The organism is Achromobacter sp. NFACC18-2 (assembly GCF_900108985.1).
Lineage (GTDB): Bacteria > Pseudomonadota > Gammaproteobacteria > Burkholderiales > Burkholderiaceae_B > Achromobacter.
The window spans coordinates 82,730-104,387 of sequence record NZ_FNYM01000021.1; the positions used below are offsets into that span (position 1 = coordinate 82,730).

The window sequence follows — 21,658 nt, forward strand, 5'->3', positions numbered from 1 at the left end:
GGGTCTGGTTTGGCGCAAGCTGGCCAGGCCCCTTTTTTTACTGCCGGGCCACCAGGTTCTTCAGGCCGTACAGGCGCTCGCGGTGCAGGGTGGCGGTCAACGGCTCGGGCTCGCGGCCCAGCGCCACATAATCGGCCGGGATCATGGCGATGGCGTCCTGCATGTTCGCGGACCCCGCGTGCCACCACTGCACCAGCATCCGGTCCGGGTTGTAGACGTCCAAACCCTGACGGCGCAGCTCCGACCGGTTGAAATCCTTCAGGTTCCAGGTCAGGACCTGCACCGTCGGCGTCTGAGGCAGCCCGCAACGCGCGCGCCGCGCCAGTCCCGCCGCGATCACATGGAAGTCCTTGGGGTCGCTGTAGCGCAGCGACGCCTCATAGACCTGCGTGTCGGTTTCCATGGCCCCCGGAAACCGCGCATTCATGTCGGCCCAGAATTCGGCCATCACCTCTGGCGGAATGTCCCAGATGCGGCAGGCATTGCGGCGCCATTCCTCGCCGATGCGTTCGGTCCAGACCGGCTGGAACACCCCGGCGTCGGCCAGCCGCAGCAACAGCCGGCGCAGGATTCCAGACATGAGGACGCAGGCGTCCAGGACGATGAACGGCGGGGAGGAAGGGGGGGAGGTCAAGATGTGATCTGTCACCGGCTTGGGCAAGGCGCGCGGGCGGCCGGGCCGGGCTTGAATTGAGGGCAAGGCAGAAGAATAGTGTTTTTTTCGGCGCCTTGCCGCCGCGGACGTCACTTTTTGAGTATTTCGTCCAGCGCCTTTAGCACCAGCTCGCTCGTGCCGTGCAGGCTGGTCGCGAAAACCGCATAGACGACCACCAACACCGCCAGCGCGCCCATCCATGGCGTCCACCACGGCCACAGCCGGCCCACGCGATAACGGCTGGACACGATGTTTTCCTGTGCGTCGGTCAGGGCCTCCGGCGTTTCTCCCCGCATCGCCCGCAGCTCCCGGTGCAGTTTGGTAATAATCGACTGGAGCGCTTCGACCTGATTATGTTGCATGCCGTATTTGCCTTTGAATCCCAGGCACAGGCACAGGTATTTGAATTCCAGCACGTCGCGGTATTTGGCCGGGTCCATCATCATGCGCGAAAGCACCGTGAAGAACTTTTCCCCGCCCCAGGTTTCGTTGTGATTCACGCTGAGCAGCGACCGCTCGGCCCAGCGCGAATGCGCGCCCCACGGCGTGCCCATGACCGCCTCGTCGATAAAGGTGCACAGCGCATAGCGATAGGCGAGCTGCGTGGCGCTGTCGTAGCCGTGCTGGCGGATTTCTCCGTCCAGCGCGGAAATCTGGTCGCGCACGGCGCCGTACAACTGTTCGATGCCTTCGTAGGCGTCAAGCTTGCGCAGGCGGATGACCAGTCCGAACAATGGCAGCGCCCCGTCCACCAGGGGGTTGTAGCCGTGTCCGCGAAGCTGGAATCCCAGATCGGCGTCGCGGTCGATATTCTCGATGGTGTCGAACGCGATTATTCCTTTCTGGTCGATCACCGCGACGGGACTGGTGCGCAAAAATCCGCCAGGACCGGAATGGGCATTATCGATGGGTTTCATGTCATTGGCTCCTGATTGCCCAGAACTGCAATTCCATCTCGGGATAGTCCCCCGCAATGTGGAAACCAAAGCCGGCGGTCTCGCGCATCATCTGCCAGCTCGGGTGGCTGCGGTCGAACTGGAAGTACGTGAATCCGGCATGAAAGGGCAGATGCCGGGGCGCGACGGGCAGGGGCAAGAGGGGGATGCCGGGAAGCTGCAGGCTGACCAGTTCGCCCAGCCTTTCCATCGATGTCACCTTCGCCTGCTGCACGAACTGCTGCCGCAGTTTGTCCAGCGGCATGCGCGCACGCACGGCCAGGATGAAATCGGCCTCGGCATACAGGCGCCGGTCGTGCACCGCCGCGGTCAGCACGCCGTATTGCTGGCGCTCGATGGGCAGCGATACGGCGCGGGGCTGCAGCACGGTGCTCAGCGCGCGGCGCAGCGTCTCTTCGAGCACGCGGAACGAAGCGCGCGGGTCGTCGTGCTGGTAGGCCGGATACTCCTGGGGCAGGCGGCCTTCGTCGGTAAACGTGACCAGCTCGCCGCAGGCCTGGCTGAACGCGATGTAAAGCTGTTCCGGGTGGACGCGCCTCAGCCGGGACAGGTGCAGGAACAAGGGGTGCAGGCGGTTGAGCACCAGCAGCAGATTGAAGTCGGTCACATCGGCCACGCCGGCCTGGCCGGGCGAGCCGATGCGCTCGGCGATGTTCTTCGCGCGCTCTCGCATCAACCCGGCAATTTCCCCGAGATAGCGCTTGAGCGGAGGAATCGCGTTCAGCGAAATGCCGGTGGGATAGAAAGTCTCGTCCAGCAGCAGGCTGCCGTCGGGCCGCCGGTCCAGCAGGCGGCACAGGGCAATGCCGGTAAACGCGCTGCGGTCGTCGCGCTCCAGCGCCAATTGCAGGTTCAACGCGGCCAGGTTCATGGGCACGTAGTCGCCTTCCTAGCTGTGCGTGTCGCGGACCTCTTCGCTGCGCGTCACGTAGCGGGCATTGGCGTAGGTGTCGGGCCATTGCACCTCCAGCACGCCGTCGGAGCGCAGCGGCAGGGTCAGGTACACCGTCTGGTTGACGGCCGACGCGTCGGTGATGGGCAGGGGCACGGGCGGCGGCTGATCGTTGGGGATGTCGAACACGCTGCCGTCCGGCATGACGCCGCGCGCGCGCACGATCGCGATCTTGCCGAAGCTCAGGTACTCCTGGTTGAGCTCCAGCTCGCTGAAGCCATAGAGGTGCTCGCTGACGCCGTTCACGCGCTGGTTGACGTGATGCTCGGCGACGCGGGCGTGCTGCTGGAAATGCTGGGGCTTGACGAAAAGCCCCTCGCTCCAGATAACGGGATTGCGTGATGTCATGGTTGGGGACTCGAAGGCGAGGGGCGGCGGCTTTCGTCGGTAATGGCGACGCGCGTGCCGCGCAGGGTCAGCAGCAGGGCGTATTTGCGCCCTTTGGGCTCGATCCGGAAGGCCTGCTTCCACACGGCGCCATTTTGTTCATGGAAGTCGGCCACGATGGCGACGTAGCGCGTGTCCTCCTGGATGCGCGCGAAATCGATGTACTTGAACTGTCCTGGCTGCAGGACATAGTCGTCCTCGGTCACGAACGTGGTGCCCAGCGCTTTCTTCAAGTCCCGCGCCAGCAGCAGCGGGTCCGCGTTCAGCAGGAGCGAATCGTCCTTGAGCTGCAGCACCTTGAAGGCGATGGGCGTGGCCATGCTGCGCGCCGGCGCGGCCGGCTCCGTGAATGCGTGGCTCGTGCCCTGGCTGTACTGGCCCAGACCGCGCTCCAGGCCCTGCGCGTCCGCATCGGCCTCGTCCCCGCTCTCGAGCGCCAGCGGCAACGGCGCGCGCGTCACGCCCTGGTTCGCCAGCGCCGGCCCGGCGCCGAACCGGCGGTTGGGCAGGTAGTGAGGTGACGCGGCGAGCGCCTCGGGCAGCGGCGCGGGGGCCGCGGCGGCCTGGGGCTGCGAGATGCGAGACGATCCCCGATCGACGCGGCTGAGCGGCTGCGACGCGGGCGCGGTGTCTTCCAGCTCGTCCAGCAGGCCGCGCAGGCCGGCGATCAGCTCGCGCCGGCTGCCTGATTTGAGATTGACCTCGAAAGGGCCCTCGCCGCTGTCGCGCGCGAGCGCGGCGGCAGCGGGCGAGTCGATCGGCTGCGGCGCGGGGGCGCTTTCGGGGTTGGGGTTGACGTCTTCGGCGGCAAACAGGCTCAGGCCGATCTGGCTGGGCTGATCGTCGGGCGCGCCCACCGGGATCGATGGGTCCATCAGGATCTGCCCGGTCTTGGTCAGGACCTCGCCCACCGAGCCGCACCCGGCCAGCAGGCTGCACGCCAGCCCGAGGGGAACCAGGCGCCTCATTGGGCCTCCGCGCGCAGTGCGCGGTCATAGGCCTGCGCAAAGATTTCCCAGAAAAGCTTTTCGAACCCGCGTTGGCGCGCCGAGCTGAGTTCATCGTAGTAATGGGCATACATCCGCCACGCCCAATCGGCGTCGTCGCCCTGCGCCGGCTGATCGGTACGATAGCGGCGAAAACGCTGCAGCAGGTGCTCGGGCGAGAAGGCGTGCAGCAGGGCTTCCAGCCCGGACTCTATGCCCTTGACCACCGCTGCCTGGTGCAGCTTCAGTTGCGTCATGCTTTCTTCGACCGCGGCCATGGGCGACAGATGCACGACGCTGCGCTTGCTGGAGAACATGGCGCGCAGGGTGTCCGGATAGCTCTGGCCAAGGCGCAGCGGATTGTCTTCGATGGGCTGCAGGGTCAGCGCGTTCATCGCCATGCGCGGCGCCGGGTCTCCCCCGGCGCCGTACAGGGCGGCAATGCCGCGTATGGCCGCGCCCAGCGCCTGCCCGGCTTCGAGCAGCAGGGCCCGGCTGGCCGGGGTATCCAGATCGTCGAGCGCAATGCCCATGCCCTGCAGCAGCGCCGCGGCCGCCTGCGGCGTATCGCCGGCCGCCTCGGGCGATGCGGCCGTCCAGGCCGGGTCGGAAAGATAATGTTCGCGTGACTGCGGCATGCGGAAATCTCCAGTAGGGGTCTTGGGCGAGCCGGCGACCGCGGCATAGCGGGTGGAGGCCAGGTCCGGTTGGGTGGGCACGTGGGCCGCGTACGGCTTGAGCGCGTCGGCGGCGTCGGGCGACATCGGCGCAGCCGACGCGGCCTGTTCCGCGGCATCCAGGGCGCGCAAGGGGTCCAGGTCGGCGTGCGGATCGTGCGGCGCAGCCAGGGCCCGGAAGACGGCGTCCTGCGCAGGCGCGCCGCCTTCCCGCTCGAATACGTAGCGGTCCCGTGGCAAATCGTCCATGCCGCCGCCCTGGTCGTTGAGGATTTCGCTCACCTCGTACTGCGCAAGGTGGCGGGACGCGTCCGGCAGCGCGTGCTGCGCATCGTGCAGATGCACGGCAACCTGATAGGGGCCGATGTGCAGGATGTCGCCGTCGCTCAGGCGTGCGCCGACCTGTGCGCCCAACGGATCGCGCGCGCCGTTGACATGGGTAAGGCCCGAACGGTCGATCACGCAGAAGGCGCCGTCGCTGTGGCGGATTTCGCAGTGGACCGGCTGCACGCGGCCGGCCTTGTCGACCAGCGTCCAGCTCGCGCCGTGGCTGCCGATGGTGCCGCCGGCGATGCCGAACCGGTGCCGGGGCGTGCTGCCATGCTGCAGCGCCTGGGGATTGGCGACGACGAGCGCGATGCCGCACTCGGAGGGGGCGGGTGTCATAGGCGCGCCTTTATTCTGACGTGGGAGGACCGGCGCACGACCGTGTGCGCGACAAAGCTCGTCCAGCCCAGATGGGCGCCGCTGGCGCGCCCCAGGTTGAACGGCGGCACTTCTTCCTGACGCAGGCCCAGGTCCAGGTCATAGGCGGCGGGGTCGCGCAACAGGAAGTCGATCAGCTTGCGCAGACGCTCGAAGTTCTCGCCGCTGGGCAGGAATTCGCGAAAGCGCCGCTGGTCGAGGTCGGGAATGACGATGGTGAACTTGCTGTAGCGCGTGCGTACACGGCCGCCGATGACAAAGGTGTCGCCCAGCACCCCGTTGCGTTCGCCCAGCGCGAGCCGCTGTCCCGGCGTGATGTGCATGTACCGGGGTTCGAATTCGCGGATATGCACCGTCTTCAAATCAAAGCAGTGCGCGATGATGCCCGCGACGACTTGCGCGGAGCGGCTGCGGCCCGCAATCGCGCCCGCATAGCTCAGCAACCGGCTCCAGGCGATGGGCGTCACGCCACGCAACTCGACGTCGCCCAGCCCCACCATGGCAAAGACATAGCGCGAGAACCGATCCTGCGCTTCGCGTCGGAATCGCACGTAGTACCGGTATTTGCGCCACGCGTGGTGCAGCAGCGTCAGCAGCCGGTGGTGAAAGAAGTCCAGGAATGCAGGCCGTATGCCGACGCCCTGGCCGTACTCGTAGGCCAGGCGGTCCAGGTAGTGGCCGGGCAAGGGCGAATCCGGCCCATGCAGGCCGAAGAACGTCGCCTGCACGCGGTAGTCGCTGCTGGCCGAGGCGGGCATGCGTTCGGCCAGCGAGACGTCCGAAGCGGGAAAGCCCAGTCCGGCATAGCTGCTCAGGCGGACGCGCTGACGCTCCGGTTCCGCGCTCTCGGGCGCCTCCAGATTGTCGTCGTGCAAGCCGTGCAGTTGCTCGAGCAGGCGGAAGAAGTCGTAGTTCTTCGCGTCGGCCAGCAGATGGTCGGCTAGATCAACGGTTGTTTGCCGGTCTGCAGGGGCCATTCGTAGTGCTCGTTGTTGCCGGTGTTGGTCGCTTCCAGCAGATGAAAGGAATTGATGCTCGCGTACAGGGCAAGGAAGTGGCTGAGTACAGTGCCAAAGAGATACAGGTCGCCTTCACACAGGAAGGCCTGGGGGTCCAGCCTGATGCGGGTTTTCAGCCCGCGGATCGGCAGGCCCTTCATCAGCAGGTCGGTGGGCGTGGTGACGGCGTCCTCGATTCCGTCCAGCCGCTTGCGGGTGGCGCGCGCGCGCTGGATGTCGTGCAGCGCGGCGAAGTCGTAGCCGCGCAGGACTGCCTTGAGCGGCTCCGTGGAAAGCAGCGACAGGTAATTGAGCGACAGGTTGGAAATGAGCGTCCATTGCAGTTCCCCGTCCAGCACAGGGCGATAGGAAGGCGTCGGGCGCGTGACGTTGCTGTAGCTCGCAAACGTGGGCGTGGTCTGGGTTTGCAGGCAGATGTCGCCTACGCCCAGGGCCAGCGGAAGATCCTTGTTGGTGCACGTCAGCGCCAGGGAGACCGTCTCGTCCTCGTCGATGTAGTCGGTCTCGTCGCTGCGGATGAACGACACGCGATGCAGCACCCCGTCCGAGGCCAGCGCCTTCTCGATCCGCGTGCGGTAGTAGAGCGCCGAGCGGCCCTGCGCGTGCTCGATCTCGTGCTGCAGGGATTCGAAGGGATGAAAGGTGCGCAGGAATTTTCCGCGTTGTCCATCGGTCTTGCGATGCCAGCCGCTCACGTCGTCGATGCTGAAGATCTCGTAGGCGTCGGGCCGCTGTCCGCCTGGCACGATCCGCTGTTCGGCAAGGCGTCCGTTCAGGTTGATGGGTTCGGCGTCATGCGCGAACAGGTTCACGGCCGGCGTGCAATACAGCATCAGGTCGCCGTTGCGCAGCCTTATGTCGGCTGGCATGGGGCGATTGAAATGGAATTCGATCCGGACGGCGCTGGTGCTCTGCGCCGGCCACAGCGAACGCAGCCCCGTCAGGCTGAAAAATTGGAAGCGGCGCGGAAAGATGAAGTATTCCTGCAGAATCCGATACCCGTCGAAGACATTCTTGGGATACGGCAGCAATGCTTCATCGGCGCAGAAGCCGGGAAAGCTGACCTGGCGCGGCGACAGCCGGCGCGTCTGCCCGTCGACCTCGACCCGTATCTCGCCCAGGTAGCGCGACAGCCACAGGTACAGGGTGAGGGCGGTCGTGTCGTCTCCGCTCAGGTGAAAATCCAGCTGATCGCAGTCGAAGCTGTCCAGCGCATTGCCCGCCATGGGCGCCAGGTCGACGCGCACGATGGACTTTTCGCGCGTGTGCGCATCGCTGACGTCCTGGATCCGCAGCGGATAGATCGTGACGTCCGAGCAGGTGCGGAATTCGCAGCGCATGCCCTCCACGGGCCGGGACAGGACCTGCGTGCCCTTGGGGATCACCTGCCGCGTCGTGATGGCGCGGTCGATGGGATCGAAGCGCATGATGGTCACGCTGGGCAACGGACGCAGGTAATTCGGCCACAAGAGCTGCAGCAGCGAATGCGTCAGTTCGGGAAGGTCGTCCTCGATCTTCAGGCGCAACTTGGCGGTGAGGAACGCGAAGCCTTCCAGCAGCCGCTCCACGTCGGGATCGGCCGCCTCGTCGCCCAGGAACTGGGAGAGCTGTGGATTGTCGCGCGCGAACTCGCGGCCGAGCCGGCGCAGGTAATCCATTTCTTCGCGGAATTTTCCCCGCAACGGCATGTTCTATGCGCCTCCTTGGGCGTTGGCTATACGATCCGCGCGTATCGGTCCGGGCGGTGGATGATGAGGTCGATCTCCACCTGTTCCTCGGCGTTGGCCAGCGGCACCAGGCAGTCCAGGCGGAAGGTCAGGTCCAGCGGCCGCGCGCCGTCCGGGCGCGCATGCACCGCCAGCACCCGGACGCGGGGTTCGAACTCGGCCACGGACTGGCGGATGTCCTGGCTGATGCGCAGCAACAGGTCGGCGCTTCCGGTCGCGGCGTCGTTGAAGTCCAGCAGGCCCAGGCCAGGCGAACTTATCGAGCAGCCTCGCCGGCTGTTGAGGATGAGTTCGAGATGCCGCTTGATGGCGCGAATGCGCGCCGCCGCGGCGTCCTGGCGGGACCGGACGCGCCGCGGCGGCGCGTCCGGCTCCAGCCGCTCGAACAGGCTGCCCTGTCCGGATGACCTGGGCATGCGGCCTTACTCCTTGTCCAGGCGACCCACCAGCGACAACTCGAAGTTGGCGCCCATGTACTTGAAATGCGGCCGTACGGCCAGCGCCACCTGGTACCAGCCCGGGTTGCCCGCGACATCCTGCACCTGCACTTTGGCGGCGCGCAGCGGGCGGCGGCTGCGCACGTCGGAAGACGGGCTTTCCTGGTCGGCGATGTACTGCTTGAGCCATCCGTTGAGCTCGCGCTCCAGGTCCTGGCGCTCTTTCCAGCTGCCGATCTGCTCGCGCTGCAGCACCTTGATGTAGTGGGCCAGGCGGTTGATGATGAACATGTAGGGCAGTTGCGTGCCCAGCTTGTAATTGGTCTGCGCGGCCTGGCCTTCGGGCGTCTTCTGGAAGAGTTTGGGCTTTTGCACCGAATTGGCCGAGAAGAACGCGGCGTTGTCGCTGTCCTTGCGCATGGTCAGGGGAATGAACCCCTCTTCGGACAATTCGAATTCCTTGCGGTCCGATACCAGCACTTCGGTGGGAATCTTGGCCTGCAACTGGCCCAGCGATTCGTAGAGGTGCACCGGCAGGTCGTCGACGGCGCCGCCCGACTGCGGACCGATGATGTTCGGGCACCAGCGGTATTTGGCGAAGCTGTCGGTGATGCGGCTGGCAAGCAGGTACGACGTGTTGCCCCACAGATAATTCTCGTGGTCGCCGTCGATCGTTTCGCGGTACACGAAGCTGCGGGTCGGGTTTTCGAGGGGATCGTAGGGCTGGCGCAGCAGGAAGCGCGGCATGGTCAGACCCAGGTAGCGCGCGTCTTCGGATTCGCGCAGGCCGCGCCACTTGGCAAAGCGCGGGCCTTCAAAGATGTCCTTGACCTCTTTCAGGTTAGGCAGGTCCTGGAAACTCTTGAGGTTCAGGAATTCGGCGCCCGCCGCCGCCAGGAACGGGGCGTGGGACATCGCGCCGACTGAGGCCGCGTAGCTGAGCAGCTTGATGTCGGGCGCGGACGGACCGAACGTGTAGTTGCCCATGATGGCGGCTATCGGCTCGCCGCCGAACTGCCCGTATTCGGCCGTGTATACGTGTTTGTAAAGGCCGCTGCGCGTGATGTCGCCGCAGCTTTCGAAGTCATCCAGCAATTCGTCTTTCGTGACGTGCAGGATTTCGATCTTGATGTTCTCGCGAAAATCGGTGCGGTCGACCAGAAGCTTCAGGCCGCGCCACGCGGATTCGAGCTCCTGCAGCGGCTTCTGGTGAAGAATCGCATCCATCTGGTGGCCGATCTTGCGGTCGATCTCGGCGATCATCTGGTCGACGAGCTGCTTGTTGACCTGTTGCTCGCGTTCTTCGCTCTTGAGAATTTCGCCGATGAATGCCGCGACGCCGCGTTCGGCGACCGCGTAACCCTCATGGGTGGGTTCGATTCGGGTTTGCGCCATGATCTGCTCGAGCAGTCCTTGGCTTTGTTTCATTTCCGGTGCAACGCTGGCTTGGGCCTTCATGCGCTTGTCCTTTTATACCGAGGGGGCGGGGAGTGAAAAGGGGCGGAGGCTCAGGAAGCCGCCGAATCCAGGACCAGGTCCAGTTCCTTGGCCAATGCGCTGCGCGCCTTGTCGTCGGCGAGCAGGGCCTGCAATTGCTTGCGGAATGCGGGTACGTTGCCCAGTGGTCCTTTGAGCGCCACCAGCGCTTCCCGCAGTTCGAGCAGCTTGTTCAGTTCCGGCACCTGGCGGGCAATGGAATCCGGCGAGAAGTCCTTGATTCCCTTGAATTGCAGGGCGACGCTCAGCGTGTCCTCATCCTGCCCTTCGCCCAGGCGCGAAGGCACCTGCATTGCGACCTGCAGCCCCGCACCCGCCATCACCTCGTCGAAGTTGTCCTTGTCGACGCGGACCAGCGGACGCTCTTCGAGCGCGGCCTCTTCCCCATGTCCCTTGAAATCGCCGGTGACGAGCAGCTTCAGCGGCAATTCCATTTCAGTTTGCTGATCGCCAGTCGCTGGCACGTACTTGATGTTGATCCGTTCTTGCGGGGCGACCGAGGCCGATTTTTTTGCCATGTGAATTCCTGGTTAATAACGCGGAAACAGCAACGGGGTTTGCCCTGAATAAACAGGGCGGATTTTCGGAAGTTTTTGAGATTATTTGAGGCTTGCCGGACGCCGTTCAGTTTTGGGTTGCGGACGGAAAATCGGCTTATTAATGCAGTATTTGGAAATACGAATTGGGGCGATCCTAAAGGGATTGGAGTGCGCCAAAAATAATAGAAATTCGAAAAATAAATGCTTGTTTATCTTGTGTTTGATCGCATATTCTTGCCGCGTATTTCGGGTTATTCCTATAACCGCCGGGATTAAGTGTTGATTAACCGGACGGTTCAGGAAATATCAAGAATAAAAACCCTCACGACGTCGGATGAGTGCAATCCATGATCAGAATTGATTTACCGGCAGTTATTCAGCGTTTGAATCCAGCGTGCCGGCAGGCGCTGGAGGAAGCGGCCAGTCTGTGCATCAGCCAGCGCGGTACGGAGGTGACAGTCCCCCTGGTGGTATCAAAGCTGTTGGACCAGCCACTGGGCGACGTGAGGCTCCTGTTGCGGCATGCGGGTCTGGATGTCGACGACGTTCGGCGCGCCGTCTCGGGCGGCCCTTCGTTTCAGGCTGACAATCCGGACCAGTACCCGACCTTCTCCCCGCTGTTGATCGAGCTGTTACAGGAAGCCTGGCTGATCGGGTCGCTGGAACTGGGCCTGACGGATATCCGGGGAGGCAGCCTGCTGCTGGCGGCGCTGCTCAACCCGGGGCGCTACCTGCCCCTGGCGGCGGCGTCGCTCTTTGAGAACGTCAACCGCGAAGCGCTGCGCAAGAACTTCGGCACGCTGCTGGCCGATTCCTCGGAGGCGCCCGCCGATGCGGCGTCCGGCAGGGCGCCGGCGCTGGCCGCCGCCGGCGACGACAGCGCGCTTGCCCGGTTCGGCCACGACCTGACTGCCCAGGCGCGCGACGGCCGCATCGATCCGGTGCTGTGCCGGGACGCGGAGATCGACCTCATGATCGATATCCTGTCGCGCCGCCGCAAGAACAATCCCATCGTGGTCGGCGATGCCGGCGTCGGCAAGAGCGCGGTCATCGAGGGGCTGGCGCTGCGCATCGTCCAGGAGCGTGTGCCCGAACCGCTGCGCCAGGTGGCGGTGTGGGTGCTGGACCTGGGCGCCCTGCAGGCCGGCGCTTCCGTCAAAGGCGAGTTCGAAAAGCGTCTGAAGGCGGTCATCGACGAGGTCAAGGCATCCAGCCGGCCGATCATTCTTTTCATCGACGAGGCGCACACCCTGATTGGCGCGGGCAACGCGGCCGGCGGCGGCGATGCCGCCAATCTGCTCAAGCCCGCGCTGGCGCGCGGCGAACTGCGCACCATCGCCGCGACGACGTGGTCGGAATACAAGAAGTACTTTGAAAGAGACCCCGCGTTGGCGCGGCGCTTCCAGCTTGTGAAGCTGGACGAGCCCAGCCAGGAAAGCGCCGTCCACATCCTGCGCGGCCTGCGCCAGACCTATGAGCAGGCGCACGGCGTGGACGTCAGCGATGACGCGGTGCAGGCGGCGGTGGCGCTTTCCGCTCGTTATCTGTCCGGGCGCCAGTTGCCGGACAAGGCGATCGACGTCCTGGACACGGCATGCGCGCGCGTCGCCACCGCGTTGGCGGAGCCGCCCCGCCGGCTGGCGCGCCTGGAGCAGCAGCAACGCCAGATTGAAGCGGAGACGGCCGTATTGCAGCGCGACGCGCGCGCGGGCCGAAAGGCCCAGAACGGGCGCCTGGCGGCCCTGCAGACGGCAGGGCAGGACGTGCAACGTCAGACCGAGGCGCTGCGCGCGTCCTGGACCCTTCAGAAGCAGCTCGTCGACGAGATTCGGGTGCTGCGTAGCCGGCAAGGCGACGGCGATGGCGATGGCGACGGCGAAACGGCGGGCGACGAGGGCGACGAGGGTGACCTTGTGGCCAAGGTCGCGCAGTTGTCGGAACTGCAGCGCGACGGCGCCTTGCTGCACGCCGACGTGGGACGGGAACAGATCGCGCAGGTGATCGCGGATTGGACCGGCATCCCGGCCACAACCATCAACCGTAGCCAGATGGAGCGTCTGGCGCACCTGCCCGCGCTGCTGCATGAGCGGGTCAAGGGGCAGGATATTGCGATCGAGCGCGTGCACAAACACCTGCTCACCGCGATGGCGGACCTGCGCCGGCCGGGCACGCCGCTGGGCGCCTTTCTGCTGGTGGGACCCAGCGGGGTGGGCAAGACCGAGACGGCGCTCGCGCTGGCCGATGCGATGTTCGGCGGCAAGAATTTCCTCACCGTCATCAACATGTCGGAGTTCCAGGAAAAACACACGGTGTCCCGCCTGCTCGGCGCGCCGCCCGGCTATGTGGGCTATGGCGAAGGCGGCGTGTTGACCGAGGCCATTCGCAAGCAGCCGTATTCGGTGGTGCTGCTGGACGAGGTCGAGAAAGCCCATCCCGAAGTGTTGAACATCTTTTATCAGGCCTTCGACAAAGGCGAACTGGCCGACGGGGAGGGGCGGCAGATCGATTGCAGGAATGTGCTGTTTTTCCTGACGTCCAATCTGGGCTTCGACCAGCAGGATGGCGCGCTGACGGATCTGTCCGAGGAAGCCCTGCGGCAGCGCCTCCTGGCGTTCTTCAAGCCCGCGCTGCTCGCCCGCATGCAACTGATTCCGTACCGGTATCTGGACGAGACCGTGCTGGGCGAGATTGTCGACGGCCGGCTGCTGCGCCTGCAGCAGCAGTTCCGCGCGCGATACGAGGCCGTGCTGGACATCGACACGCAAGCGCGCGACGAGCTGCGCCGCCGCTGCAGCCGTCACGAGAACGGCGCCCGCCTGCTCGATGCCAGCATCGACGGCGAGCTGCTGCCGCCCTTGTCCCTGGCGGTGTTGCAGCGCCTGGCCAGCGGCGCGCCCTTCGGCAACGCGCGGCTGCAGTGGCAGTCCGGCGCGTTCACGGCGAGCGTGGACTAGGGCATGCCGATGGATGCGCTGGAAGTGGCAGCAATTGCGCGGGACTTGATCCTGGCCGACAGTCCGCACGGGCTCGCGCTTGCCTTTCTGTCCGCCGCGACGCGCCAGGCCGGCCTGCGCGCCGCCTGCGTCTACAGCCGCGACGCGGCGGGCGACAAGCTGCTTCCTCTGGCCTGTGCGCCATTCGAGCTTGAACGGCTTGCCGCAATCGACATGGAGGCCCTGGACGATCCGCTGGTCTACAGCCTGACGACGGGCCAGCCGTGTTTCGTCGAGCGCCTGTCCGGCATGGTGGGCGTGGGCGCCGGCTTCGAGCGGCTGGCCGAATGCCTGGGGCCACGCCATGCGCTGCTGACCTCGCCGCAGCGCGATAGCCGCCAGCAGGTGGCGTCCGTGCTCGCCGTGGCCGGCGACGCGCGCAGCCTCGCCGCCTGGCGCGACGATCCGCTGTGGCAGATGCTCCTGCAGGTCTACGAAGCCCTGTCCGCCCGCCTCTACGACCAGATGAGCGCATCGGAAAGCGCGCGCTACCAGCGCAGCCTGCGTCAGCCGCAGGAAGAGCGCCGCAGCCTGCGCGCGGCCCGGCTGCTGGCGGCTGAATTCATCGGGGTCAGCGCAGACGCAAAGCGCGTGCGGGAAGACATCCTGCGCTTTGCGGAATCCACGCTGGCGGTGCTGCTGACGGGGGAAACCGGCACCGGCAAGGACCATGCCGCCTGGCTCATCCATCAGGCGTCGCCGCGCGGCGGCAAGTTCGTGCCGGTGAACTGCGCCGCCATCCCGAAGGACCTGATCGAGGCGGAGCTCTTCGGCAATGTCCGCGGCGCCTACACGGGCGCGACGCAGGCGCGCGCGGGCCTGGTGGCCGAAGCGGACGGGGGCACGCTGTTCCTGGACGAGATCGGCGACATGCCGATGGCGCTGCAGGCCGCCTTGCTGCGCCTGCTCAACGAGAAAAAGTACCGGCCGCTTGGCGGCGCGCGCGAATTCCCATCGGATTTCCGCCTTATCTGCGCGACCCACCAGCCGCTGGCGCAACTGATCCAGGAAGGCCGCTTCCGCGAAGATCTGTACTTCCGAATCCGGCAGCAGACGCTGCACCTGCCCGCGCTGCGCGACCGTCCGGATGACATTGCGCCCCTGGCGGCGCACATCATCCTGCAGCACAACCGCGAGCGGCGTACCCGCGTCGGGGGCCTGGCGCCCGACGCGCTGTCGTACCTGGAAGGCCAGGCTTTCCCGGGGAACGTGCGTGAGCTGCGCAGCCTGCTGCTGGTTGCCGCGGAGCGGGCGGGCCCTGGCGTCTCGATCAGCCGCCAGATTCTGCGGCAACTGCAGGATGGCGGCGCCGAGCGCGGCGCGGCCAATGGCCTGGACCGCAACCTGCACGGCCTCTTTCAAACCGACAACCTGCCGCACGCCCTCGATACGTTCGAGCGGATGCTCGTCACGGCGCGCCTGCAGGCGCTGGAAGGCTCGCGCAGCCGCGCCGCGCAAAGCCTGGGCATACCGAAGCGCACGCTCGCGCGCCGATGCCAGGCGTGGAATCTGGACCGCGAGGACTCCCACTCATGAAATTCTCCACCGCATTACTTGTTTCGATGCTGGCTGCAGCGAGCTGCCAGGCCGGCCCGGCGCCCGGCACCGCGAGAGACGATTGCCGCGCGATCGTGTCCGATCTGGAGCGGCTGGCGTGTTTCGACCGCGCCGCAGGCACGCCGCCGTCGCCCATTCCCGTCGGTGGCGGGTCCGCTGCCGCTCCATCGGCAAGGCCCGGCCCTCCGCCGCCCGCCCCGCAGATTGCCGATCTGGTCCGGCAGAACGAAGCGGGGCGCGCGGCCGGGGACTTTTCGTTTCTGATCTCCCGCGTCGAAGACGCGCTGCCCGGGCAGACCCGGGTCCTGATCTCGGCGCCGGCGCTGGATGGCGCTGCCGAGTCGGCGTTTCTCGCGATCAGCTGCATTGCGAACATCTCCCGGCTGCAATTGCTCCTGCCCCGGCCGTCCGAGCGCAACCAGATTCGCATCCGGCTCTATATCGATGACCGGCCCCTGTCGGCCCCCCGGACCTGGCAGGCGATGGAGCCGGGCAATGTGATCGACGCCGGACGCGGACTGGTGGCCGTCGATCTGCTGCGGCAGTTTTCCTCGGGCGGACGGCTGCGGCTCGAAAGCGACGATGCCGCCGTCCATGGACTGATGTTCGATGCGACCGGCTTGCACGGCCTGATCGCGCAACAGCGGGAGGCGTGTCATTGGTGATCGATTACCCACCCCTGGACCTGGAAAAGCTGGCTGCGCCGCTGGATGCGATCGACCCGGCGGGCTACTTCGATGAAGAAGACGAGACCTTCCAAGGCATCGACCACGAGATGGTCAAGCTGGGTGGTCTGCACGAGCCGCGCATGGATTGGGCCTATGTCGATGAGGCATCGCGCCAATACCTGTCTTCGCAATGCAAGCACTTCCGCGTTGCCGGGCATCTGATCGCGGCGCGCCTGCGTGCAGGCTCCTGGCGCGGCTGGGCCGAGGCCGCGGGCGTGCTGGCCAGCATGGTGGAAGGATATTGGGAAACAGGCCACCCCAAGCCGGGCCCGACCGGCTACCTGGGCAAGCGCAAGTTCGTGGCATTGCAGGTCGAGCGCCTGGGCGCGGCATTGGCCGGCCTGGAGGCGCAGGACGATGCCCGCGAGCATCAGGAAGCGGCGCGCAAGGCGCTGGATGCGCTGCAGGCGCAAGCCCCCGTGGCGAAGCTGGAAGTCGCCATGCTGACGCGGTTGGAGGCGCAGTTCGCGCGCCGCGTGGAACAGCTTCGCTATCCGGAGCCCGCGCCGCCGCCGGCCACGCTGGACCGGCGGGGCGGGCCGGCGATCAGTGAAGCGTTTTTCAGCGCGCCCGACGAGGCCCTGAAGCTGGGAGACGAACGCGAAAGCCGGCGCTCGCTGCTGAGCGTGGCCGAGTTCATCAACCAGCAGGACGCGTACGACCCCACGGGCTACCAGCTGCGGCGCTTTGCGCTGTGGGCCCATCTGCATGCGGCGCCGCCGGTGCGCAAGGAGATGCGCACTGAGTTGATGGCCGTGCCCGCCGACATCGTCGAAGGCTATCGCGAAGCCCTGTCGGCCAACATCGTCAATCCCGCGCTGCTCCAGCGGGTGGAGAAAAGCGTGGTGGCCTCGCCTTACTGGATCCGCGGCAGCTTTCTGGCGGCCAGCATCGCGCAGCGCCTCGAAATGAAGGAGGTCGCGGTGGCCATACGCCTGGCGACCGAACGCTTCGTGCGCCGCATCCCCATCCTGGTCGACCTGCAGTTCAACGACGGCCGCGCGTTCGTCGACAGCGAGACGCGGGGATGGCTGAGCGGCGCGGACGCGGATGGGCAAGGGCGGCAGGCGCCCCTGGAGTTCCGGGCCTTGAGCGAGGAGCTGGCGGCACAGCTGGAGAGCGAGGGCGTGGAGGTGGTGTTGCGCCGCCTGCAGGAGATGCAGGGCGACGACGCGACCCCGCGGTGGCGCGGGCATGCCCGCGTGATCGCGGCGGACATGCTTGCGGCGCGCGGGCTGACGTGGCTGGCAGAGGACCTGTATGCCGGCGTGGACCGGGTCATGCGGGACATGCCGGCCAGCCTGTGGGAGCCCGAGCTGTTCGGCCTCCTGGGGCAGCACCTGGCGGGCCGGCAGGGCGCCGAAGATCAACGCTAGAGCGGAATTTTTAAAGGAAACACGATGTCTAGGATCTGGGCTTATCTCAAGCGCTTTGGCTTGCCCGTGCTGCGCCAGTTCAAGAGCGCAATGCCGGTGCTGCTGCTGTTGGGCGTTCTGTTCCTGTTGATCGGCATTTGGTGGCTGGGCCCCGAGCTGAACTGGAACGCGAGCCGGCCGCTGGCTGACATGCAGGCGCGCCTGCTCGCGACGGTGGGGGTGCTGATGGCGCCGCTGCTCATGTGGCTGTTTGCCTTGCGTCGCCGCAACCGGCGGCTGGAGGCGGAGCGCGAACAGGCGGCGCAGCGCAAGGAGGACCCGGCCCTGCGGTACGTGCAGGCGCAGGAACGCGCGCTCGATTCGAGCCTGGCGGCGCTGCGCGCGAACCTGAAGAGCCGCAACGCCCTGTACGAACTGCCGTGGTATCTGGTCCTGGGCCAGCAGAACTCGGGCAAGACCAGCTTCATCAACCGGTCGAGCCAGAGTTTTTCGCTGACCGGAGAGATCAAGGCGGGCAGCAGGCGCGTGTTCGTGGATCCGGACCTCGCCTACAGCATCGACTGGTGGATGGGCGACGAGGCCGTGCTGATCGATCCGCCCGGCGAGCTGATCAGCCAGACCGAGCCCGCCGCCGCCGAGCCTGCCGCGGCATCGGAGGACGCACCGGCTGCGCCGCCCGCGCCATCCGGAAAAGCCTTGCCCGCCGGCCTGCACGGGCGCCTGTGGGAAGGGCTGATCGACTGGCTGGGCCGCAACCGCAGCCGGCGGCCCCTCAATGGCGTGGTGCTGATGGTGGACCTGGTGACGCTGCTGAACCAGAAGGCCAGCGACCGCAAGGCGCTTGCCATCCTGCTGCGCACGCGCCTGAGCGAACTGAGCCGGCATTTGGGCACGCGCCCGCCGCTTTACGTGGTGCTCAGCAAGTTCGACCTGCTGGCCGGATTTGAGCCGTTCTTCGCGCGGCTGCCGCGCTCGGTGCGCGAAGAGATCTTCGGCTTTACGTTCACCCTGGATTCGGTGAAGAACTACGACGCCTGGCTGGCGGAGCTGGCCAGCCGCTACGACGGCTTCATCGCCCGGCTGAACGAGCGGGTGTTCGACGCCCTGAGCGACGCGAACGCGCTGGAAACGCGGGAGGCGCTGTTCTCGCTGGTGGGCCAGTTGGCCGGCATGCGTCCCGTGCTGCTGGGCTTTCTGGCCGACGTCCTGGGCAGCGACCGCTACATCACGCCGGCGCTGCCGCGCGGCGTGTACTTCTCCTCGGTCTATCAGCAGGGATTGCTCTGCAACGCCTTCATCAACGCCGCGTCGCAGTCGTATGGCCTGAGCGAGCCGCTGGCCGACACGCAGCCCGCCGGGCGGGCGGTCGTCTATTTCGCCCAGCGCGTGTTCCAGCGCATCATTTATCCCGAGGCCGGCCTGGCGGGCGACAACCTGAAGGTGCTGGCCGACAAGCGGCGCGTCCTGCGGGTGGGGTTCGCCGTGGCGGCGCTGGGCAGCCTGGTGCTGATCGGCGGCTGGTACCGCTACTACGGCATCAATCGCGACATGGCCACGCGCGTGCTCGAACGAAGCCGGGACTTCAGCGCCTTCCAGATCGACGGCCGTTCCGATCCGACCGGCCGCAATCTGCTGGCGCCGCTGGACCAGATCAGCAGCGCGGTCGCGGTATTCGGGGATTACCGCGACGCCTGGCCGGTCGTGGCGGACCTGGGGCTGTACCAGGGCCGCAAGATCGGCCCGAAGGTGGACGAGGCCTATCTGCAGTTGCTGTCCCGGCGCTTCCTGCCCGAACTGGCTGGCGGCGTGATGCAGGCCGTGAACGCGGCGCCCGCGGATAGCGACGAGCAACTGGCCGCGCTGCGCGTCTACCGGATGATCGAAGACATCGACAACCGCCGCGCGCCCATCGTGCAGGACTGGATGAGCCGCCAATGGCAGGCGGCGTTTCCGGGCGACGGCGCGGTGCAGGGCGGTCTGATGCGTCATCTTTCCTATGCCATGAAGTACGCGCGCGCCGACCTGCCCATGTACCGCGAGCGGGTGGAAGAGATCCAGCGGCGCCTGCGGCAGGTGCCGATGCCGCAGCGCGTGTACATGAGCATGCGCGAGCAGGCCGGCAAGGCGCTGCAGGCGCCGCTGGACCTGCGCAACGAAGTCGGTCCGGCCTTCGACATCGTGTACGGGGGCGCAGGCCATGCCGAACGCGATACGCGCATCGATGCCTTGCTCACGGCGCGGGGTTATCGGACCTACTTCGAGCCGCGCAGCCAGGATTTCACCGATCTGGCCCTGATCGACCAATGGACGCTGGGCGAGCGCGACCGCATCGATTATTCCGAGGCCGACAAGCAGGCGCTGGCGGTCCGGGTGCGTGCCATCTACAACCGCGACTACGTCGACACCTGGCAGCGCAGCCTGAACCGGCTGGAGGTTGCCGACTTCGACGATATTGCGCAGGCGGTCAGCGTGCTGGGCAGCGTCACCAGTCCGGCCGCGCCATTGCGCCGGCTGGTGGAGACGGTGCGCGACAACACCAGCCTGCAGCCCCTGGACGTGCGCGTTGCGTCGGCCAAGGGGGATGGCCCCGCGCCGACGCCCGCGGGCGTCGCGAAGGCCCAGCAGGTGGCCGCCATCGCGCGTCCTTTTGCGCCGTTGACCGATGTGCTGGTCGCCACGGAGAACAAGCCTTCGTATCTGGACGAAAGCATGGCGGCCGTCGCCCGCGTCCATGACGTGGTCAAGAGCGTGCAGGACAGTCCCGATCCGGGCAAGGCCGCATTGAGCGTGGTGCTCGACCGCTTTGCGCTGAAAGGCACGGACCCGATCGGGAACCTGCAGCGCATCGCCGCCGGCATGCCCGAACCGCTCAACCGGCAGGTGAAGAAGCTGGCCGACGAGTCGTCGCAGGTCCTCGTGATCGAGGCGCTGAAAGAGCTGGAGCGCCGCTGGAACACCGAGGTCTACCGCTACTACGACGAACGGCTCGCCAACCGCTATCCGTTCAACCCCGCCAGCCGGGTCGATGCCTCGCTGGAAGACTTTACGGTCATGTTCGGTCCGCAGGGGCGGCTGGCGCAGTTCAAGGACCAATATCTGAAGCTGTTCCTTGAAGACAATCTGGAGGCGCTGTATTCCGAGCGTCGCGGCGGGTATCTGGTGCGCATGGATGTACTGAAGCAACTGGAGGCCGCCGACCGCATCCGCGACGCGTTCTTCAACAGCCGCGGCGCGTTGGGCGTGCAGTTCAGCGTCGAGCCCCTGGGACTGGCGCCCACGCGGCGCAGCAGCGTGCTGAGCGTGGAAGGCCAATTGATCTCCTACAGCCACGGCGCGGCCAACAGCGTCGGACTGATCTGGCCCAACAGCCTGGGCGCCAACACCGAAAGCCGCATCACCCTGGTGGGCGGCGGCACGAGCAGCAGCCTGGTGTACCGGGGGGCCTGGTCCATGTTCCGCCTGCTCAGCCAGGCCCGCCTGGACAGCGCCACGGCCACCAGCGTGGACCTGAGTTTCGCGGCCAGCGATGGCGCGATGCGCTACCGGGTGTCGGCGGAGAAGGCCAACAATCCGTTCACGCAGCCGTTGTTCGATGGCTTCGCGCTGCCGCGCACGCTGCTGGCCGAATGGCCGGGCAATGCGAAGGCGGACGCCAGGGTGGCGGCGGGCAAGGGCGCGCCTCGACGCTGACGGTCGGGTTCACGGCATCGGCGTGGCCATCAGCTTGTCCGCCGGGAACGGGACCAGAAACTCGCGGCTCTGTTGCGCCGTGGCCGTCATCCAGTCGCTCCAGGCGCCCTCGGGCAGGATGACGACCATGCGCTTTTCCTTGCCCGCCTGGTGGTACTGGCTGAACAGCGGATCGTTGTCCGCGTTGATGGTCAGCATGGTGTAGCTCTCGCGCCATTGTCCGGCGGCATCGCGGTACCGGTCCCACAGGCCCGCGATGCCCAGCGGCTCGCCGTTGGCGCGGGTGAAGCGGGTGGGGACGGCCTTGCCGGACCGCCAGTCCGGTTCGAAGATCGCATCGGCCGGAATGACGCAATGCTGCGCGCGGCGCCAGGCGTTGCCGAAGGTGTACGAGGCGGCGGCCGTTTCGGCGCGGGCGTTGAAGGTGGACAGCTTGCCGGCGCGGTCCAGGCCGTCCGGCCGGGTCATGGCGCTGATCAGACCCCAGCGGCCAGCGACGGCTTCGCGCTCGGGTACGGCGTCGTCGCCGGCGTCGTGTTCGGGCGGGCGGCGCAGGAACACGCCTTCGTATCTGGGCCACATGTCGTACTTGCCGATGGCGGCGGGCCTGCGGCGCGCGCCGAATTTCTTCAGCAGCAACTCGGCATCCTTAAGCGTCTGATAGTGCGAACACATGCACGGCTCCCGGACGGCGGGAGGCGAGGGGCGCCTCCTTGACGTCCAAGCTTGCCGCGGCGGCGCGTCGGTTGTCCAGCGGGGGGAGGGTGAGGAGGGGTG

15 protein-coding genes and 1 pseudogene are annotated in these 21,658 nt (G+C 66.5%); 5 read left to right on the forward strand and 11 right to left on the reverse strand.

Going from position 1 to position 21,658, the window contains the following annotated elements; genetic code table 11:
* Positions 1-37: 37 nt before the first annotated feature.
* The 10 genes and pseudogenes from BMW75_RS25790 to tssB all read right to left on the reverse strand — a co-directional run bounded on the left by BMW75_RS25790 (position 38) and on the right by tssB (position 10,516).
* A complete protein-coding gene (locus BMW75_RS25790) occupies positions 38-580 on the reverse strand; it encodes a PIN domain-containing protein (protein WP_254792131.1) in 543 nt (180 codons plus the stop codon).
* 164 nt (positions 581-744) lie between these two features.
* Positions 745-1,572 (reverse strand): type IVB secretion system protein IcmH/DotU, encoded by an 828-nt coding sequence (gene icmH / locus BMW75_RS25795; protein ID WP_092582409.1) that lies wholly within the window; start codon positions 1,570-1,572, stop codon positions 745-747.
* 1 nt (position 1,573) lies between these two features.
* Positions 1,574-2,911 (reverse strand): annotated as a pseudogene (tssK, locus tag BMW75_RS25800) (type VI secretion system baseplate subunit TssK).
* The gene (tssJ, locus tag BMW75_RS25805; RefSeq protein WP_092582410.1) at positions 2,908-3,918 is read right to left on the reverse strand and encodes a type VI secretion system lipoprotein TssJ; all 1,011 of its coding nucleotides are present in this window, start codon (positions 3,916-3,918) and stop codon (positions 2,908-2,910) included. Before tssJ ends, tssK begins: the two are co-directional and overlap by 4 nt.
* Entirely contained in the window at positions 3,915-5,279 is a 1,365-nt protein-coding gene (gene tagH, locus BMW75_RS25810) for a type VI secretion system-associated FHA domain protein TagH (protein ID WP_092582411.1), read from the reverse strand. Before tagH ends, tssJ begins: the two co-directional genes overlap by 4 nt.
* Positions 5,276-6,295, reverse strand: coding sequence for a type VI secretion system baseplate subunit TssG (tssG, locus tag BMW75_RS25815; protein ID WP_092582412.1), 1,020 nt, complete (start codon positions 6,293-6,295; stop codon positions 5,276-5,278). Before tssG ends, tagH begins: the two co-directional genes overlap by 4 nt.
* Positions 6,259-8,025, reverse strand: a complete 1,767-nt coding sequence (gene tssF, locus BMW75_RS25820; protein WP_092582413.1) for a type VI secretion system baseplate subunit TssF — start codon at positions 8,023-8,025, stop codon at positions 6,259-6,261. The genes tssG and tssF overlap by 37 nt, the downstream gene beginning before the upstream one ends.
* 26 nt (positions 8,026-8,051) lie before the next feature.
* Positions 8,052-8,480, reverse strand: coding sequence for a type VI secretion system baseplate subunit TssE (gene tssE / locus BMW75_RS25825; protein WP_076519160.1), 429 nt, complete (start codon positions 8,478-8,480; stop codon positions 8,052-8,054).
* 6 nt (positions 8,481-8,486) lie between these two features.
* Positions 8,487-9,959 carry a type VI secretion system contractile sheath large subunit gene (gene tssC, locus BMW75_RS25830; RefSeq protein WP_092582414.1) on the reverse strand — a complete coding sequence of 491 codons (1,473 nt, stop codon included), beginning with the start codon at positions 9,957-9,959 and terminating at the stop codon, positions 8,487-8,489.
* 50 nt (positions 9,960-10,009) lie between these two features.
* The gene (tssB, locus tag BMW75_RS25835; protein ID WP_076519162.1) at positions 10,010-10,516 is read right to left on the reverse strand and encodes a type VI secretion system contractile sheath small subunit; all 507 of its coding nucleotides are present in this window, start codon (positions 10,514-10,516) and stop codon (positions 10,010-10,012) included.
* Between the two features lie 368 nt (positions 10,517-10,884).
* Here tssB and tssH point away from each other — a divergent pair, with 368 nt between their 5' ends.
* Genes tssH through tssM form a run of 5 tightly spaced genes read left to right on the forward strand, consistent with a single transcriptional unit; the run spans position 10,885 to position 20,881 of the window.
* Positions 10,885-13,491: a type VI secretion system ATPase TssH gene (tssH, locus tag BMW75_RS25840; RefSeq protein WP_092582415.1), complete on the forward strand. Its 2,607-nt coding sequence runs from the start codon at positions 10,885-10,887 to the stop codon at positions 13,489-13,491.
* A 3-nt stretch (positions 13,492-13,494) separates the two neighbouring features.
* On the forward strand, positions 13,495-15,066 hold the full coding sequence (locus BMW75_RS25845) for a sigma 54-interacting transcriptional regulator (protein ID WP_092582416.1): 1,572 nt from the start codon (positions 13,495-13,497) through the stop codon (positions 15,064-15,066).
* On the forward strand, positions 15,063-15,752 hold the full coding sequence (gene vasI / locus BMW75_RS25850) for a type VI secretion system-associated protein VasI (protein ID WP_217646970.1): 690 nt from the start codon (positions 15,063-15,065) through the stop codon (positions 15,750-15,752). Before BMW75_RS25845 ends, vasI begins: the two co-directional genes overlap by 4 nt.
* The gene (gene tssA / locus BMW75_RS25855) at positions 15,749-17,191 is read left to right on the forward strand and encodes a type VI secretion system protein TssA (protein WP_217646971.1); all 1,443 of its coding nucleotides are present in this window, start codon (positions 15,749-15,751) and stop codon (positions 17,189-17,191) included. Before vasI ends, tssA begins: the two co-directional genes overlap by 4 nt.
* A 24-nt stretch (positions 17,192-17,215) precedes the next feature.
* Positions 17,216-20,881 (forward strand): type VI secretion system membrane subunit TssM, encoded by a 3,666-nt coding sequence (gene tssM / locus BMW75_RS25860; RefSeq protein ID WP_092582419.1) that lies wholly within the window; start codon positions 17,216-17,218, stop codon positions 20,879-20,881.
* Between the two features lie 9 nt (positions 20,882-20,890).
* Here the strand turns inward: tssM and BMW75_RS25865 are convergent, their stop codons facing one another.
* Positions 20,891-21,556 carry an SOS response-associated peptidase gene (locus BMW75_RS25865; protein WP_092582420.1) on the reverse strand — a complete coding sequence of 222 codons (666 nt, stop codon included), beginning with the start codon at positions 21,554-21,556 and terminating at the stop codon, positions 20,891-20,893.
* Positions 21,557-21,658: the final 102 nt, after the last annotated feature.